15 protein-coding genes are annotated in these 14,917 nt (G+C 64.9%); 9 read left to right on the top strand and 6 right to left on the bottom strand.

Going from position 1 to position 14,917, the window contains the following annotated elements; genetic code table 11:
• Positions 1 to 13 precede the first annotated feature (13 nt).
• Both HD883_RS17305 and HD883_RS17300 read right to left on the bottom strand, forming a co-directional pair.
• Positions 14 to 1,036, bottom strand: a complete 1,023-nt coding sequence (locus HD883_RS17305; protein WP_179583263.1) for a Rieske 2Fe-2S domain-containing protein — start codon at positions 1,034 to 1,036, stop codon at positions 14 to 16.
• Entirely contained in the window at positions 1,033 to 2,091 is a 1,059-nt protein-coding gene (locus HD883_RS17300) for an ABC transporter substrate-binding protein (RefSeq protein ID WP_179583265.1), read from the bottom strand. Before HD883_RS17300 ends, HD883_RS17305 begins: the two co-directional genes overlap by 4 nt.
• A gap of 138 nt (positions 2,092 to 2,229) precedes the next feature.
• On the opposite strand from HD883_RS17300, the gene HD883_RS17295 reads away from it, so the two are divergent.
• Entirely contained in the window at positions 2,230 to 3,138 is a 909-nt protein-coding gene (locus HD883_RS17295) for a LysR family transcriptional regulator (protein ID WP_179583267.1), read from the top strand.
• A gap of 24 nt (positions 3,139 to 3,162) precedes the next feature.
• Here HD883_RS17295 and HD883_RS17290 read toward each other — a convergent pair whose 3' ends face one another.
• On the bottom strand, positions 3,163 to 4,317 hold the full coding sequence (locus HD883_RS17290) for an alpha-hydroxy acid oxidase (protein WP_179583269.1): 1,155 nt from the start codon (positions 4,315 to 4,317) through the stop codon (positions 3,163 to 3,165).
• A gap of 131 nt (positions 4,318 to 4,448) precedes the next feature.
• Between HD883_RS17290 and HD883_RS17285 the strand changes: the two genes are divergently transcribed.
• The 3 genes from HD883_RS17285 to HD883_RS17275 all read left to right on the top strand — a co-directional run bounded on the left by HD883_RS17285 (position 4,449) and on the right by HD883_RS17275 (position 7,673).
• On the top strand, positions 4,449 to 4,949 hold the full coding sequence (locus tag HD883_RS17285; RefSeq protein ID WP_179583271.1) for an acyl-CoA thioesterase: 501 nt from the start codon (positions 4,449 to 4,451) through the stop codon (positions 4,947 to 4,949).
• 134 nt (positions 4,950 to 5,083) lie between these two features.
• Positions 5,084 to 6,025 (top strand): LysR family transcriptional regulator, encoded by a 942-nt coding sequence (locus tag HD883_RS17280; protein ID WP_257022267.1) that lies wholly within the window; start codon positions 5,084 to 5,086, stop codon positions 6,023 to 6,025.
• Between the two features lie 79 nt (positions 6,026 to 6,104).
• Positions 6,105 to 7,673 carry a gamma-glutamyltransferase family protein gene (locus HD883_RS17275; protein WP_179588499.1) on the top strand — a complete coding sequence of 523 codons (1,569 nt, stop codon included), beginning with the start codon at positions 6,105 to 6,107 and terminating at the stop codon, positions 7,671 to 7,673.
• A gap of 63 nt (positions 7,674 to 7,736) precedes the next feature.
• On the opposite strand, the gene HD883_RS17270 is transcribed toward HD883_RS17275, so the two are convergent.
• Positions 7,737 to 8,729 (bottom strand): tripartite tricarboxylate transporter substrate binding protein, encoded by a 993-nt coding sequence (locus HD883_RS17270; RefSeq protein WP_179583274.1) that lies wholly within the window; start codon positions 8,727 to 8,729, stop codon positions 7,737 to 7,739.
• A gap of 211 nt (positions 8,730 to 8,940) precedes the next feature.
• Between HD883_RS17270 and HD883_RS17265 the strand changes: the two genes are divergently transcribed.
• Both HD883_RS17265 and HD883_RS17260 read left to right on the top strand, forming a co-directional pair.
• Positions 8,941 to 9,447, top strand: coding sequence for a GAF domain-containing protein (locus HD883_RS17265; RefSeq protein WP_179583276.1), 507 nt, complete (start codon positions 8,941 to 8,943; stop codon positions 9,445 to 9,447).
• Between the two features lie 99 nt (positions 9,448 to 9,546).
• Positions 9,547 to 10,200, top strand: coding sequence for a YbhB/YbcL family Raf kinase inhibitor-like protein (locus HD883_RS17260; RefSeq protein WP_179583278.1), 654 nt, complete (start codon positions 9,547 to 9,549; stop codon positions 10,198 to 10,200).
• On the opposite strand, the gene HD883_RS17255 is transcribed toward HD883_RS17260, so the two are convergent.
• Positions 10,172 to 10,852: a TenA family transcriptional regulator gene (locus tag HD883_RS17255; protein WP_179583280.1), complete on the bottom strand. Its 681-nt coding sequence runs from the start codon at positions 10,850 to 10,852 to the stop codon at positions 10,172 to 10,174. The genes HD883_RS17260 and HD883_RS17255 overlap by 29 nt on opposite strands.
• Before the next feature lie 156 nt (positions 10,853 to 11,008).
• Between HD883_RS17255 and HD883_RS17250 the strand changes: the two genes are divergently transcribed.
• From HD883_RS17250 to HD883_RS17240, 3 genes are read left to right on the top strand one after another with little or no spacing between them, the layout of a single operon-like run.
• Positions 11,009 to 11,683 carry a response regulator gene (locus HD883_RS17250; RefSeq protein WP_179583282.1) on the top strand — a complete coding sequence of 225 codons (675 nt, stop codon included), beginning with the start codon at positions 11,009 to 11,011 and terminating at the stop codon, positions 11,681 to 11,683.
• Complete coding sequence (locus tag HD883_RS17245) at positions 11,680 to 13,053, top strand: ATP-binding protein (RefSeq protein WP_179583284.1); 1,374 nt, start codon at positions 11,680 to 11,682, stop codon at positions 13,051 to 13,053. Before HD883_RS17250 ends, HD883_RS17245 begins: the two co-directional genes overlap by 4 nt.
• A gap of 13 nt (positions 13,054 to 13,066) precedes the next feature.
• Positions 13,067 to 13,969: a LysR family transcriptional regulator gene (locus HD883_RS17240; protein ID WP_179583286.1), complete on the top strand. Its 903-nt coding sequence runs from the start codon at positions 13,067 to 13,069 to the stop codon at positions 13,967 to 13,969.
• A 48-nt stretch (positions 13,970 to 14,017) separates the two neighbouring features.
• Here the strand turns inward: HD883_RS17240 and HD883_RS17235 are convergent, their stop codons facing one another.
• A complete protein-coding gene (locus HD883_RS17235; RefSeq protein WP_179583288.1) occupies positions 14,018 to 14,869 on the bottom strand; it encodes a PA4780 family RIO1-like protein kinase in 852 nt (283 codons plus the stop codon).
• Positions 14,870 to 14,917: the final 48 nt, after the last annotated feature.

Here is a 14,917-nt window from a genome sequence, read left to right as displayed (position 1 = left end):
GACCGGCGAGTTTCTACCCGCCACGCAAGGCCAGCAGGCGCCGCAGCCGGGCAACACCCGCGTCGCTGGCCAACAGGATCGACGCTGCGTCGGGGTCGGCAATCTCCTCTCGTTCGATGGCTTCGAGCAGTACCCGGTCTTCATCAAAGGTCGCCTGGTACAAGGCCTCGAACTCCCGCGTCACATCCGCATCGTCCACCGCGATGTTGCGCAGCTGGAACGAAAAGTAATGCGTGGAATGCGCCGTCTCGGGCGTCAGGAACGCGTAGGAGATGGTGCGATACGGCGCCGCATCCATCGCCGCTTCATCGTGCGGCTGTCCGGCTTCCACGGCGCCAAAGTCCACTGACGACACGCAGGGCAACGCCAGCCGGTACACCTGCCACCGGTCCATGGGCCGGTCGTGTCCCAGAAAGCGCTGCATCATCGGAACGGGCGGCTCGCCGTTCACCCAGCGGCGGCAGACGACGTCGCCGTGTTCTTCGGTCGCCGTGATCGGTACGTCGTCCGATCCCTTGCCCCCGATCGTGCGCCGATGGACGAAGCCCGTATGCGCCGGGTCCACCAGGTTGTCCAGGATATTGGTCCATCGCGCCGCAAAACGCAGGTAGCCGCGTGACGCCGTCCAGCCCGGTGCGTCGTACTGAGGAATCGACACCAGCCTTGACGGATCGGCCGGCACCGATTCATCCATCCACGCAAACACCAATCCATACCGCTCAAGCGTCGTGTAGCTCGTGACGCGTGCCACGGGCGGAATCCGCGATTGGCCGGGTACCCGAACGCAGGCGCCATCGGGCGCATAACGCACACCGTGATACGGGCACTCGACCGTGTCGCCGACCCGCTCGCCCATCGACAGCGGCGCAAACCGGTGTGCGCACCGATCGCGCAGCACTACGGGGTGTCCTGCCGCGGTCCGATAGATGACCACGCGCCGGCCAAGCACCTCGCGCGCCAACAAGGCATCCCCGACCTCGGCCGATGCTGCCACGGCGTACCAGGCATCGCGGATGAAGGCGGTCGGCGCTGTCACAGCTTGCGCTCCGCCTCGGCAGGCAGGAAGGCCTCGTTGAACACGTCTTCCGCGCTCACATAGCGCTTCAGCCCATAGGCATCGACGATCTGCACGATGTTGGTTCGCAGCCGCGCCTTGTCCACGCCGCCCAGTCCCGCCGATCGAACGGCGGGGGTCGCCAGGAAGTTGTCCAGGAAGAAGCGCAGCCGGCGTTCTTCGACGGCAGGATCGATGATGCCTTCGCGCTTCTGGACGTAGCGGATGCCTTCCTTGGGATCCTTGACGGTGTCCTTGATCCCGCGATTCAGTGCGCGCACGAAGGCGGCCACGGCTTGCGGGTTCTCCTTGATCATGCGTTGGGAGGCGACCACCACGTTGCCGTACAGGTTCACGCCATAGTCGGCGTACCGAAAGTAGGTGATATCGGACGCCTTGATGCCGCGGGCTTCAAGGTTGAGCAGGCTCGTGTAGAAGAAACCGGTGATGCCATCCACTTCCCCCCGCGCCATCAGCGTTTCGCGTATTGCCGGGTCCACGTTGAGCCACGTCACGCTCGCCGGATCAATGCGATTGGCCTTGGCAAACAAGGGCCATGCCTTGCGGCCTGCGTCGAACACGGGTGCCGCCAACTTGCGGCCGGCCAGGGCGGCCGGGGTGTCGATGCCGGACTTCTTCATGACGAAGATGGTGGATGGCGCCCGCTCCAGCAGCACATACACGGCCTGCAGTTTTTCGCCGGCGGGGTTGGATGCCAGGTACTCGACCACCGAACTGATGTCGGCAAATCCGATGTCGTGCGTGCCCGAAGCAATACGCTGCACGGCCGCGCCCGACCCGGCGCCGGCATCGATCGACACGTCCAGATTTTCCTGTTTGAAGTAGCCCTTGCCTTCAGTCAGCAGGGCGATGGCGCCCGGCCCGTCGACCCGCCAATCGAGCGTGAATCGCACGCGTGTGGTCTGGGCGTGCACCACCTGGGGCAGGGCGCCCACGCCCGCCGCACAGAGCAGGGCGGCAGTCACACGAACGGCCAGGCGGCGGCGCCAGATAGCGGAAAACAAAGAGGAGGTCATGCGTCGTTCCTGTTGATGACGGCGGACGCCGGGGAAGCGTTTGACCAAGGCTACCGGTGCGATGACAATCGGTGAAGGCGCATAATCCGATTAATCGATCGTTTTTATCGATGGCGCTCGCCATGTCCCGGGACCGCAATGACGCATCCGTTACCTTCCTCGCCCACGCTCTCGGAACTTCGTGCCTTCGTGGCCGTGGCTGATGCAGGCCACTTCACCAAGGCGGCCGAACGGCTGGGCCTGTCGCAGTCGTCGCTCAGCGCTGCAATCGGCAAGCTGGAAGCGGCGATTGGCACGCGCGTGTTCGATCGCCACACGCGGGGCTGCCGGCTGACCGATACCGGCACCGACATGCTGCCCGCGGCGCGGCGTCTGTTGCACGATATGGATACCCTGGTGGAGGGGGCCCGCAGCGCCGCCACCCTGCAGCGCGGACGCGTCACCATCGCCGCGCCCAGCGCGCAATGCACCTTGCTGCTGCCACCGCTCGTACGCCACTTCACGCAGCAGCATCCCGGCGTGCGCGTGACGGTGCATGACATTGCCGAAGAACATGTGCGCGAGCAGGTGCGCACCGGCGCCGCCGACCTGGGCATCGCAACCCAGACCGACGAGCGCACCGAATTGATGGCGACTCCGTTCTACTCCGACCAGTACATCGTTGCCATGCGCAATGATCATCCGCTGGCTGTGCGCAAATCCGTGGAGTGGAGTCAGGTGTGCAAGGAGCCGATCATCGGACCCCTGCCCGGCAATCCGGTGCGGCGTCACCTGGATCAGCGGCTGGCGCGCGAAGGCCTGCAGCTTGATTACCGGTACGAGGTGTCGTTGCCATGGACCATGGTGGGCCTGGCGCGCGAAGGGCTGGGCGTGTCGGTGCTGACGTTGGCGGTCAAGCCGCTGGTCGACTGGCTGGGCCTCGTGATGAAGCCCATCGGGCGTCCGGCCATCGCTCGCACCTTGGTCGTGTTGCGGCCGCCGGGGCGGACGCTGTCACCTGGCGCGGCCGCCTTCCGGGACCTGCTGCTGGGCAGCAACGTCCGGTAGATGCCGGTCTGGGAACCGGGTCGTTCAGGCCCCCAGCTTTCGCGGATCCACCAGCAGGTGCCGGCCGACGTCCTGGATGTTCTTGGTCCCGGTCAGCGCCATGCTGACGTCCAGTTCCTTGCGCATCACGTTCAGCATGGTGGTGACCCCTTCCTGCCCCATCGCGCCCAGCGCATACAGGAAGGCGCGGCCGATCATTACGCCACGCGCGCCCACGGCGCAGGCCTTGAGCACGTCCTGGCCGCTGCGCACGCCGCCGTCGAACATGACTTCGATATCGTTGCCCACCGCATCCACGATCGCAGGTAAAGCCGAAATGCTGGAAAGCGCGCCGTCGAGCTGGCGGCCGCCATGGTTGCTGACGACGATGGCGTCGGCGCCGCATGAGGCCGCGATGCGCGCGTCTTCGACATCCAGGATGCCTTTCAGGATCAGCTTGCCGCCCCACTGCGACTTGATCCAGGCCACGTCGTCCCAGGACAGGGTCGGGTCGAACTGGCTGGCGGTCCACTGGCCCAGGCTGTTGATGCCGGTGGTGTCTTTCACGAAGCCGTCCAGGTTGCCAAAGGTCTTGCGTTTGGCGCCGGCCATGCGCAGCGCCCAGCCCGGCTTGCTCATCACATCCAGGATGTTGGCCAGGGTGATCCTGAGCGGCACGGTCATGCCGTTCTTGATGTCCTTGTGGCGCTGGCCCAGGATCTGCAGGTCCAGCGTCAGCACCAGCGCGGAACACTTGGCGGCCTTGGCGCGCTGGATCAGCGACGCCACGAATTCGCGGTCACGCATCACGTACAGCTGGAACCAGAACGGCTTGGTGGTCGCGGCCGCCACGTCTTCGATCGAACAGATGCTCATGGTCGACAGCGTGAACGGAATGCCGAACGCTTCAGCGGCGCGCGCGCCCAGGATTTCGCCATCGGCCCATTGCATGCCGGTCAGGCCGGTCGGCGCGATGGCGACGGGCATGGTCACGGGCTGGCCGAGCAGGGTGGTGGCGACCGAACGTTCGTCGACGTTGATGGCCACCCGCTGCCGAAGCTTGAGCGCGCTCAAATCTTCGGTGTTGGCGCGATAGGTGCCCTCGGTATACGAGCCGCTGTCGGCATAGTCGTAAAACGCGCGGGGGACGCGCTTCTTGGCCAGCAGGCGCAGGTCTTCGATACAAGTAATGGCGGGCATGACGATTCCAGAGTGATGCGTGTTGCAAGGAGGCCAGGCGCCTCCATCCGCTATTTTGCAACAGTCCGGCATCGGCACGCGAATCGCGTCATTACAATCGCGCCACGTCCCTCACATTTGCGTGGCTCGCCATGAACGATCTCCAGCACCAGCTTTCGATGTCCATCCTGATGACGCCCGACATGGCGAACTTCTCGGGCAACGTCCACGGCGGCACGATTCTGAAGTACCTGGACCAGGTGGCCTATGCCTGTGCCAGCCGCTACGCGGCCCGCTATGTGGTGACGTTGTCGGTCGATCAGGTCGTGTTCCGGCAGGCGATTCACGTTGGCGAACTGGTCACCTTCTATGCGTCGGTCAACTACACCGGGCGCACGTCGATGGAGATCGGCATCAAGGTGGTGACGGAAAACATCCGCGAGAAAACGGTGCGCCACACCAACAGCTGCTACTTCACCATGGTGGCCGTGGACGACGAGGGCGTACCGGCGATCGTTCCGCCGCTGGAGCCGCAGACCGAAGAAGAAAAGCAGCGGTTCGAAGCCGCCGGCCTGCGCCGCGAACTGCGCCAGGAAATGGAGCGCCGCCACAAGGTCATCAAGGTGCGCACCACCGGCGCGGTCGAAGACTGACCGGCCCGCCATCCCCCGCCAACGTTGTATTGACAGCAAGACGTGCGGCTGCTATAGCGCTGCCGCGAAGTGTTTGCTATCGTCGCCAGCATACGAAAGTCAGACATCAAGAAATCAATAAAAAAGGCGCGGTGATGAGGCACGTCGGGGAGTCCGGGTTATCGAACCTGCGTATTCGTCATCTTCAACTGGTGGAGTCACTGGTGGATTTCGGGGCGCTGTATCAGGCCGCGAAAGCGATGAACATGACGGAGTCGACCGCCAGCGCCATGCTGCGCGAAGTCGAAGCCGCCTTCGATGTGTCCTTGTTCGACCGCACGCCCCAGGGCATGACGCTGACGAAAGCGGGCGAAATCGCCATCGGCCGCCTGCGTGGCGTGTCGAGCGAACTGGCGATGCTGACGCAGGAACTGGTGCAGCCCGAAGCCACGCCCGTGCTTCGCATCGGCGCCGTCCAGCACACCTTTTTCGGCGTCCTGCAAAAGGTCGTGCCGCAACTGCTGGCCGAAATGCCGTGCCGTCTGGAACTGTGCGACGCCACGTCGTCCGAGCTGGCCTCGTGCCTGCAGCAGGATGAACTGGACTGCATTCTGGGCCGCATGCCCGAAGACTGGATCGAGTCGTTCCAGAGTCCGGCCTTTTTCTACAGCCCCCTGTACGACGAAGAAATCTGCGTGGTCGCGTCCCCCGATCACCCGTTTGCGCGCTGCGACGCCGTCATCCTGGAAGACCTGGTGAAGGAATCGTGGGTGCTGCCCAAGCCCGGTTCCCACCTGCGCCATGTGCTGACCACGGCATTCGTGTCCGAGGGCCTGCCGCCGCCGGAAGCGTTGATCGAAACGTCGTCCTTCGTGTTCACGCTGCCGCTGTTGACCGGGTCCAAGCTGCTCACGGTCGCCACGCGCGATCACGGTGTGAGCTATGAATGGGCGGGCCAGGTGCGGGTGCTGCCGATCAAGCTGCCGCAGCTGTCGCCGCCGGTCGCCTTCGTTGCCAAGAAGCGGTCGATGAAGAACCCGGCCGTGCTGACCTTCTGGGAACTGCTGCGCCGGGCGGAATCGCCGCCAATGATCTGACGTAAAGTTGAGGTTTGCGCGCTAGTAAAAAGGAACCTCAGTGAACTTCACCCCGAACCCCGCCCGCGGCACGCGTGGCATGGCCGTTGCCCCCAACGCCCTGGCGTCGCAAAGCGCGATGGCCGTCTTGCGTGAGGGCGGCAACGCGGTCGAAGCCATGATCGCCGCGGCCGCCACCATTGCCGTGGTGTACCCGCACATGAACAGCATCGGGGGGGATGGGTTCTGGCTGATCTCGCGGCCGGGCGAAGCGCCTCGCGGCCTCGAAGCCTGCGGCGCATCGGCGGCATCGGCTAGCATCGACACCTACCGCGCCCAGGGCATCTCGGCGATTCCCTTTCGCGGCCGCCTGGCCGCCAACACGGTCGCCGGCACCATTTCGGGCTGGGACGCCGCCTACCAGTATTCGCAGCAAGCCCTGGGTGGCCGCCTGCCCCTGACGCGTCTGCTCGGTGACGCCATCGACTATGGCCGTGACGGCATTCCTGTCACCCGCAGCCAGGCCCTGTGCACCGCCGGCAAGCGCGACGAACTGATGGCCGTGCCCGGCTTTGCGCAGACCTTCCTGCACGACGGCGCGGCGCCGCAGGCCGGCACCCGTTTCATGCAAGCCCGGCTGGCTGCGACGCTGGATCACCTGGCCCGCCATGGCCTCGACGATTTCTACCGCGGCGAACTGGCGCAAAGCATGGCGAGCGATCTGGCCGCCGTGGGCTCGCCCGTGTCCCTGGCCGACCTGAACCGTCACGAAGCCGTCTGGAAGACGCCGCTGGCCTTGCAGCATTCGCTGGGCAAGATCTACAACATGCCGCCGCCAACGCAGGGCGTGGTGTCGCTCATGATCCTGGGCCAGCTGGACCGCCTGTTCAACGCCGACATGGACCCGCTGGGCGCATCGTACGTGCATGCCTGCGTCGAGGCCACCAAGCAGGCCTTCAGGATCCGCGATCGCGAAATCACCGACCCGGCCCACATGCGGATCGACCCGCAAGGCCTGCTCGATCCGGCCGCGCTCGACGCGATGGCGCAGGCCCTGTCGGCCGACCGCGCGCTGCCGTGGGGCCAGGGCAAGGGCCCGGCCGATACGGTGTGGATGGGCGTGATCGACAAGGACGGCGTGGCCGTCAGCTTCATCCAGAGCATCTATCACGAGTTCGGCAGCGGTATCGTGCTCGACCAGTCGGGCGTCAACTGGCAGAACCGCGGCTGCAGCTTTTCGCTGGACCCGGCCGCGCGCAACCCGCTGATGGGCGGCCGCAAACCGTTCCATACGCTCAATCCGGCCATGGCGCATTTCGACGACGGCCGCATCATGGTCTACGGCAACATGGGTGGCGACGGGCAGCCGCAATCGCAAAGCGCGGTGTTCAGCCGCATCGCCAACTTCGGCATGAATCCGCAGGCCGCGATCGACGCGCCCCGCTGGCTGCTGGGCCGCACCTGGGGCCAGGTCAGCGACACGCTCAAGCTCGAAGCGCGCTTCCCGCAAGCCACGGTCGACGCGCTGCGCGCGCTGGGTCATGAAGTGGATGTGCTGCTGCCGTACGACGAAACCATGGGTCATGCCGGCGCGGTAGTGATGCACCCGGGCGGTTTGTTCGAAGGCGGATCGGATCCGCGCAGCGACGGGGCGTGCGTGGGCTGGTAAGCCGCTCCGCTTTGGCAGGGGCCGGTCGGTTCAAGCGATTGAACCGACCGGCCCTTGGCATATTCACTCGGGCCGGATGTTCGCGTTCTTGATCACTTCCGCCCACCGTTTCTGGTCGGCGGCCATCGTTGCCGTAAAGGCTTCCGGCGTGCTCGTCTCGGTAAAGATGCCCTGTTCGGCCAGCTTGTCCTTCACTTCAGGCAAGGCCAGCGCGCGGCGCAATTCGGTATTGAGCTTGGCGATCACCGGCGCCGGGGTCTTGGCCGGCGCAATCATCCCGATCCAGATATCGCTTTCGTAACCCGGCAGCGTTTCCGCAATCGTCGGCACGTCCGGCAGCAGCGGCAGCCGCTTTTCGCCCGTGATGCCCAGCGCGCGCAACTTGCCGCTGCGAATATAGGGCAGGGCGGAATTGATCGGGCAGAACATCATGTCGACCGTGCCCGCCAGCACATCGACCAGCGCCGGCACCGAGCCGCGATAGGGCACCTGCGTCATCCGCACGCCTGTCATCGACTTGAAGATTTCCGCCGACATATGTTGCGGACTGCCTGACCCGGCCGTTGCAAACGTCAACTTGTCGGGCGACGCCTTCGCCATCGCGATCACGTCGGCCACCGAATTGGCCTTGACCTGCGGCGGCACCACCAGCACCAGCGGCACCCGGCCCATCATCGTCACGCCCGTCAGATCGCGTGACGCATCGAACGGCAGCTTCGGATACAGCACGGGATTGACGGCCACCGTCTGGTTCGGCGCAATCGCAATCGTGTAGCCGTCCGGCGCCGACTTGGCGATGTAGTCGGTCGCGATATTGCCGGCCGCACCCGGCTTGTTTTCGACGATGACCGGCTGCCCGAAGGTCTTGGACATTTCCTGGCCCACGATGCGCGCCAGCACGTCGTTCGATCCGCCCGGCGGCAACGGCACGATGATGTGAATGGGCTTGTCGGGGAACGCCTGGGCCTGGGCCTGAGCGATCAGAGGGGCGAGCGCGAGCGCGCCTGCCAGCGCGACGCTGGCCAGGGCCAGCGAGGCGGGACGAAGGTTGGACATGGTGTCTCCAGTCTGCTTTTGTCGTTATGTAGTCGCATCCTAAGAGCCGGCCTTCAACTATTCAATCTTGAACCTTGAATCAACCTGTCGTGGCAAAACGCCACGTAACCATTTATGAATGGTGCAGGCGTAAACTGATACAAATAGGCCTGTCGCCCGCAGCTGGCGCGTCCCCCTTTCATGGCGCGTTCCCCCCTTTCAGAGAGTCAGCATGAACATCAGGTTCCAGGAACCGGCCGAAGAACGCCTGCGCATCGCCGCAGTGGAACGGTTCAAGACCATGGACGCGTCCGTGCACAAAAGCTTCGTGTCGGCGGCCAACATCCTTCAGAAAATGACACGGACGCCAATTGCCGGCTTTTCCTTGCTCGGCCAGGAAACGCAGTGGTTCACCAGCGCGATGGGCGGAGACCTGATCGAATCCCGACGGGACGAAACGTTCTGCCAATTCGCCATCCAGTCAGACATTCCGCTGATCATTCCAAATGCCAGGATGGACCCGGACTATGCCGATCATCCCCTGGTCGCCGGGAACCCGTACATCCAGTTCTACATGGGCCTGTGCGTGCGGGATGCCGACCAGTACCCGCTCGGCGCGCTGTGCGCGGCAGACATGTTTCCGCGATCGCTCGACGACAACGCCTACTTCGTCGCCGTCAATCTGCGGGACATGCTCCAGAACCTGCTGGTCGTGGCGGCGCGGCGTCGGGTCTCGTAGCAACTTATCAAGCCGTGTTACGCCGCAAGCTCCTACGATGACGCTTGCCCCTGGACGCCATACGCGCGCCCGGGGCGAGCCACGCAAGGGAGAACCATCATGTTGGAAAAACTGCCCGACAGCATCGGCCACGCGCTGCAGAACCAGCGGGCCGGGCTCGACAAGATTGCCTTCAACCAGATCGGCACCGGTGCCGGCAGCGCGTCCTTGACCGTGCACAGCCTGGCCTTTGTCGATCACGCTCCCATTCCCGAGCAATACACGGCCGACGGCGTCGGCATCTCGCCCCCCGTGCAGTGGACCGGCGTACCGTCCAATGCAGCCGCGGTGGTGCTGATCGTCGAAGATGCCGATGCGCCCACCCCCAAGCCCCTGGTCCACGCGATTGTGGTGGACCTGCCGGTGGGCAGCGATGGCGCCCTGGAAGCCGGCGCACTCGAAAGCCCCGACCACGAAGGCGACGATGGCCTGCACACCGGCCGCAATTCCTATCTGACCGCCAAGTGGCTGCCCCCCGATCCGCCCCCGGGCCACGGCCCGCACCGGTACGCGTTCCAGGTGTTCGCGCTGGCCGCGGGCGAGCCGTTTTCGTCGACCCCCGGCCGCGATGAAGTGCTGGATGCGCTGCGCGAACGCGCGGTGGCCAGCGGCTGCCTGATCGGCACCTATGAACGGCCGGACGGCAGCATCAAGATCGGGGCGACCGAAGACACCGCCGTGCCGATTACGCCGGATCGCAGTGCGCTGATCTGAGCGACACCTGGGGCAGGCTGCGCAGCATGTCGCCGTAAAGCCGATAGAACATCCGCGCGCTGTCGATGATCGTCCGTCTATCGGTTTCCTTGTCGATTTCATCCATCACCATCGCAAATTGCGCGATCCGTTCCCGATCGAAGGTGCCATGCGAGCGAAGGTAGGTGAATGCCTGATCGGGCCACCGCAGCCCTTGCTGGATCCGGTCGGTTGCTGCCAACGCCAGCGCGACGGTCGTGCCTTCCAGCACATGCAGCATGCCGAACACGCCGATCGCTTGGTGACGGTCGATCATGTCGTAGGCACAGGCGACCAGGAGCTCGGTCGCCGCGCCGGGCGTGCCATGCCGCACCGATTGGGCGTCGCCGCCTGATGCGGTGATGTCATTCAGGATGCGCTCGCCGTGACCCTGTTCGTCGTCGATGTATTCGTCCAAGGCCGCGACCAACCAGACGGGACGATCCTTCAAGGCGTCACGGCAGGCACGCAGGATAGGCACCGTGTGACGCGCGTGATGGTAGGTTTCCTGCAGAAAAGCCCGGTAGCTTTCGGGCCATACTTCGCCTCTCAGGCAGGCCTGGACGAAGGGTGTGTCGATCAGATTCTGGCGGCTGTCGCCGGTCTGGGCGATCAGGGTATTGAAAAAAGCCATTGGTGCAAACGTCCTTGGGGTCGCGGTGCGGAACTTCCTTTGTCAGGGTCGCAGGGTAGAGGCCCAACCTTAACCAGACATTAAGCAAAGGCCGCGCAAGGTCATCCATTCGCAGTGGTACGCTTGGCCGGTCCCAAAGGCTCCCGTGGCGCGCGCATGCGAATACTGATTGTTGAAGACGACTCCCTGCTTGGTGACGGCCTGTCACGCGGACTGAGGTTGCTCGGCTATGCCGTGGACTGGTTCCGTAACGGCAAGGAGGCGGATCACGCACTGGCTGCCGTGGCCTATGACGCCGTCGTGCTGGATCTGGGTCTGCCCGGCGATGACGGCATGGTCTGGCTGACACGCTGGCGCGCCGCGGGCAAACGGATACCTGTCGTGGTGCTGACGGCGCGCGACGCGGTGGAAAACCGGATTGGTGGTCTGGACGCTGGCGCCGACGACTACCTGGTCAAGCCGGTCACGCTCGACGAACTGGCGGCGCGTTTGCGCGCGGTGACGCGGCGCAGCGCGGGCATGCCGGAGCCGGTCTGGATGCATGGCGAACTGCGCTACGAACCGTCGTCTCACCAGGCCTTCTGGCGCGGGCTTCCTGTCGAGCTGACCACCCGCGAGGCCGCATTGCTCGAGCTGTTCCTGACGCACCCCAACCGCGTGTTGACGCGCGATTTCATCCGCGAAAAGTTGTACGACTGGAACGACGTCCTTGAGAGCAATACGCTCGAAGTCCATATCCATCACCTGCGCCGCAAACTGCACCCGAAGATCGTGCGTACCTTGCGCGGGTCGGGCTACGCGCTAGGCACTGTTGACGGGGAACAGCCATGACCCTGCAGCGGCGCCTTTTCATCTCGATACTGCTGGCCGCGCCCGTGGCCTGGCTGCTGACGATCGCGGTGACTTACTGGCGCGCCGAACTGGAAATCAACGAGCTCTACGACACGGACATGGTCAGGATGGCGCAGCAGACTTATGCGCTGCTGCCCCTGTTCCAGGTTGACGCGCTGGATGCCCGGCGCATTCCGCAAGCGGTACCGCGCGGCAGCCAGGGCGACGCGGTACTCGGCGACGTTGCCGTGTCTGCGTGGGCCCCGGATGGGCGCAACCTGCGCATCGAACGCGACACGGAAACCTTGCCGAAGCGGGACGGCACGCATGGATTTGCCGATGTGGACATCGCGGGCACCGCCTGGCGCGTGTATTACCTTGAGGACGAACGCGGGGGCTGGCGGGTGGCGGTCGGCCAGCGCTTGGGCGAGCGCGATGAACTGATCATGTCCAACATGCTTGGGCAGATCGTTCCCTGGCTGGTGGGGCTGCCGATCCTGATGCTTCTGATGGGGTGGAGCGTGCGGCGCGCCTTGCGGCCCGTGCGGGAGCTGTCACGCGACATCGAACATCGCAGCGTGGACGATCCTACGCCGCTTGATGTCAAGGCGGTGCCCGGAGAAATCGCGCCGCTGGTCCAGGCGACCAACCGGCTGATGGCGCGGGCGTCCGCGTCGATCGAGCACGAGCGGCGCCTGACCGCCGATGCCGCGCATGAACTGCGCACGCCGCTGGCCGCGTTGCGGTCGCAATGGGAAGTCGTCCAGCGGGCGACCGATCCGGCCGAACGCCTGCACGCGGGTGCCAAACTCGAGCTTGGCATCGAACGTCTGAATCGCCTGGTGTCGCAACTGCTGGCCATGGCGCGACTGGAAAATGTGACGCAGGCAGGCTTTACCGGTGACGTGTCGTGGCCACGCGTGGCGGAGCAGGCCATCTCGGACTGCCTTGCCCTGGCCCAGCGCAAGAATGTGGACATCGAAGTGATCTGGCCGCCGGCAGGGGCGGTGGCGCTTCCTGTGACCGGGGACGAACATCTGCTGGTGCTGCTGCTTCGGAACCTGGTGGACAACGCGGCGCGGTACAGCGCCGATGGCGGCCTGGTCACCCTGCGGTTCCTTCCAGACAGCATCGAGATCGAAGATTGCGGGCCGGGTGTGTCGCCCGACCAGCTGGAACGGCTGGGGGACCGGTTCTTCCGGATGCCCGGACAGCAAGAGCAGGGCAGCGGGCTCGGCCTGTCGATTGCACGGCGCGTGGCGCGCATCCAGGGGCTGGAGGTCACGTTTGCGAACCGGATGCGGGGCGTGGAGATCGATGGATTTGTCGCAGCGGTCCGGCGCGAATCGCGGCCACCGACGTTGGCGTGAGCGCGATCCCTTCATGAAAACCACGCTCGACGAACTGCTCGCCTTTTGCACCGTGATCGACACCGGGTCCATCACGGCGGCGGCCAACGAGCTTGGCCAGACCATCTCGGGCATCAGCCGGGCATTGAGCCGGCTCGAAAAGAAGCTGGGCACGGCCCTGATGAACCGCACCACGCGGCGCATCGAGCTGACCGAAGAAGGCACCGCCTTTCTGGCACAGGCGCGGCAGATCATCGCGTCGGTGGAAGAGGCCGAAGAGCAGGTGGCGATCCGCCAGCAGAAGCCGTCGGGCCGCTTGCGGGTCAACGCCGCGCCCGCCTTCATGTTCCATGTGATTGTGCCGCTGGTGGGCGAGTTTCGCGAACGCTATCCCGACATCACGCTGGAGCTGGACAGCAGCGAAGAAATCATCGACCTGCTTGAACACCGCACCGACGTCGCCATCCGCATCGGTACGCTGCAGGATTCGACGCTGCGTGCGCGGCACCTGTTCATGAGCCGCGTGCGGTTGCTGGCCAGCCCGGAGTATCTGCGCCAACGGGGCAAGCCGCGCAACGTGGCGGCGCTGAACGGGCATGACTTGCTGGGCTTCAATCAACTGCCGGGGCTGAACCGGTGGCCGGTGCTTGACGAGTCCGGCCACCCCTTCGTGGTCGAACCGCGCATTGCCGCATCGAATGGCGAGACCTTGCGGCTGCTGGCGCTGGCGGGACAGGGCATCGCCAGCCTGGCGGATTACCTGACCGAAACGGACCGTGAGCGGGGCGACCTGGTGCAGGTGCTGGCCAAGGACACGGTGGATTCCTTCCAGTCGATCAACGCGGTGTATTACCGCAATACGCAGATCGCGCTGCGGATCGCGTGCTTCCTGGATTTTCTGGGGGAGATGGTGGTGGACGGGAAGCGGCGGGGCTGATCCCTGCCGCGCCCCACCACGGCGGAACGCGCTCAATGTCGAGCGTGCTCAGTGCCGCATTTCCTGCAGCGCGCGCAGCCGATCTTCTTCTTCGCGCCGCACCGCTTCGATATCGCGCAGCACTGCGCCCACATCGGCCGGACGATGATCGACTTCCACCTTGCCGGTCAGCGTCATGCCGGGCCGCAACTCGCCTGCCTCGTAAGCCTTCCAGATTTCCTTGCCGTACTGCGTGTCCGCCAGTTCCGGCGCAGTCTGCGCAAAGAAGGTGGCCAGGTTCTCGACATCCCGCTCCAGCATTACGCCGGCATTGTTGTTGGCGGCGGCATCGATGGCCTGCGGCAAGTCGATAATGACCGGGCCGTTGGCATCGACCAAAATGTTGTATTCCGACAGGTCGCCATGCACCACGCCGGCGCAGAGCATCAGCACGACCTGCTCGATCAGCATGGCGTGATAACGGCGGGCCAGGTCCGGCGTCAGTTCGATATCGTTCAGGCGTGGCGCGGCGTTGCCGTCGGCGTCGGTCACCAGTTCCATCAGTAGCACGCCTTCGTGGCACAGATAGGGTTGCGGCACGCGCACCCCGGCATTGGCCAGTCGGTACAGCGCATCGACCTCGGCCGTCTGCCAGGTTTCTTCCTGCATCTTGCGGCCGTAGCGCGTGCCCTTTTCCATGGCGCGCGCCTGACGGCTGTTCTTGACCTTGCGGCCCTCGGTGTACGACACGGCCTGATGGAAGGCGCGCTGGTTGGCCTCTTTGTAGACCTTGGCGCAGCGCACGTCGTCGCCGCAGCGGACCACATAGACGGTCGCTTCCTTGCCGCTCATCAACTGACGCAGCACGTCATCGACGAGGCCTTCTTCAACGAGGGGTAGGATTCTTTTGGGTGTCTTCATCGGCCGCTGGGAGTGGGGGCCGGCAAGGGCGCCGGACCGTGTGCATAG

This window comes from Pigmentiphaga litoralis, from assembly GCF_013408655.1.
Taxonomy (GTDB): Bacteria; Pseudomonadota; Gammaproteobacteria; order Burkholderiales; family Burkholderiaceae_B; genus Pigmentiphaga; species Pigmentiphaga litoralis_A.
The sequence above is the reverse complement of the archived record's forward strand: the minus strand, read 5'-3'. Positions and strand labels throughout refer to the sequence as shown.

Excerpts from the sequence above, each read along its gene's own strand:
- HD883_RS17300 (WP_179583265.1), bottom strand. The coding sequence starts at position 2,091 with ATGACCTCCTCTTTGTTTTCCGCTATCTGGCGCCGCCGCCTGGCCGTT.
- HD883_RS17295 (WP_179583267.1), top strand. The coding sequence starts at position 2,230 with ATGACGCATCCGTTACCTTCCTCGCCCACGCTCTCGGAACTTCGTGCC.
- HD883_RS17290 (WP_179583269.1), bottom strand. The coding sequence starts at position 4,317 with ATGCCCGCCATTACTTGTATCGAAGACCTGCGCCTGCTGGCCAAGAAG.
- HD883_RS17285 (WP_179583271.1), top strand. The coding sequence starts at position 4,449 with ATGAACGATCTCCAGCACCAGCTTTCGATGTCCATCCTGATGACGCCC.
- HD883_RS17280 (WP_257022267.1), top strand. The coding sequence starts at position 5,084 with ATGAGGCACGTCGGGGAGTCCGGGTTATCGAACCTGCGTATTCGTCAT.
- HD883_RS17275 (WP_179588499.1), top strand. The coding sequence starts at position 6,105 with ATGGCCGTTGCCCCCAACGCCCTGGCGTCGCAAAGCGCGATGGCCGTC.
- HD883_RS17270 (WP_179583274.1), bottom strand. The coding sequence starts at position 8,729 with ATGTCCAACCTTCGTCCCGCCTCGCTGGCCCTGGCCAGCGTCGCGCTG.
- HD883_RS17265 (WP_179583276.1), top strand. The coding sequence starts at position 8,941 with ATGAACATCAGGTTCCAGGAACCGGCCGAAGAACGCCTGCGCATCGCC.
- HD883_RS17260 (WP_179583278.1), top strand. The coding sequence starts at position 9,547 with ATGTTGGAAAAACTGCCCGACAGCATCGGCCACGCGCTGCAGAACCAG.
- HD883_RS17255 (WP_179583280.1), bottom strand. The coding sequence starts at position 10,852 with ATGGCTTTTTTCAATACCCTGATCGCCCAGACCGGCGACAGCCGCCAG.
- HD883_RS17250 (WP_179583282.1), top strand. The coding sequence starts at position 11,009 with ATGCGAATACTGATTGTTGAAGACGACTCCCTGCTTGGTGACGGCCTG.
- HD883_RS17245 (WP_179583284.1), top strand. The coding sequence starts at position 11,680 with ATGACCCTGCAGCGGCGCCTTTTCATCTCGATACTGCTGGCCGCGCCC.
- HD883_RS17240 (WP_179583286.1), top strand. The coding sequence starts at position 13,067 with ATGAAAACCACGCTCGACGAACTGCTCGCCTTTTGCACCGTGATCGAC.
- HD883_RS17235 (WP_179583288.1), bottom strand. The coding sequence starts at position 14,869 with ATGAAGACACCCAAAAGAATCCTACCCCTCGTTGAAGAAGGCCTCGTC.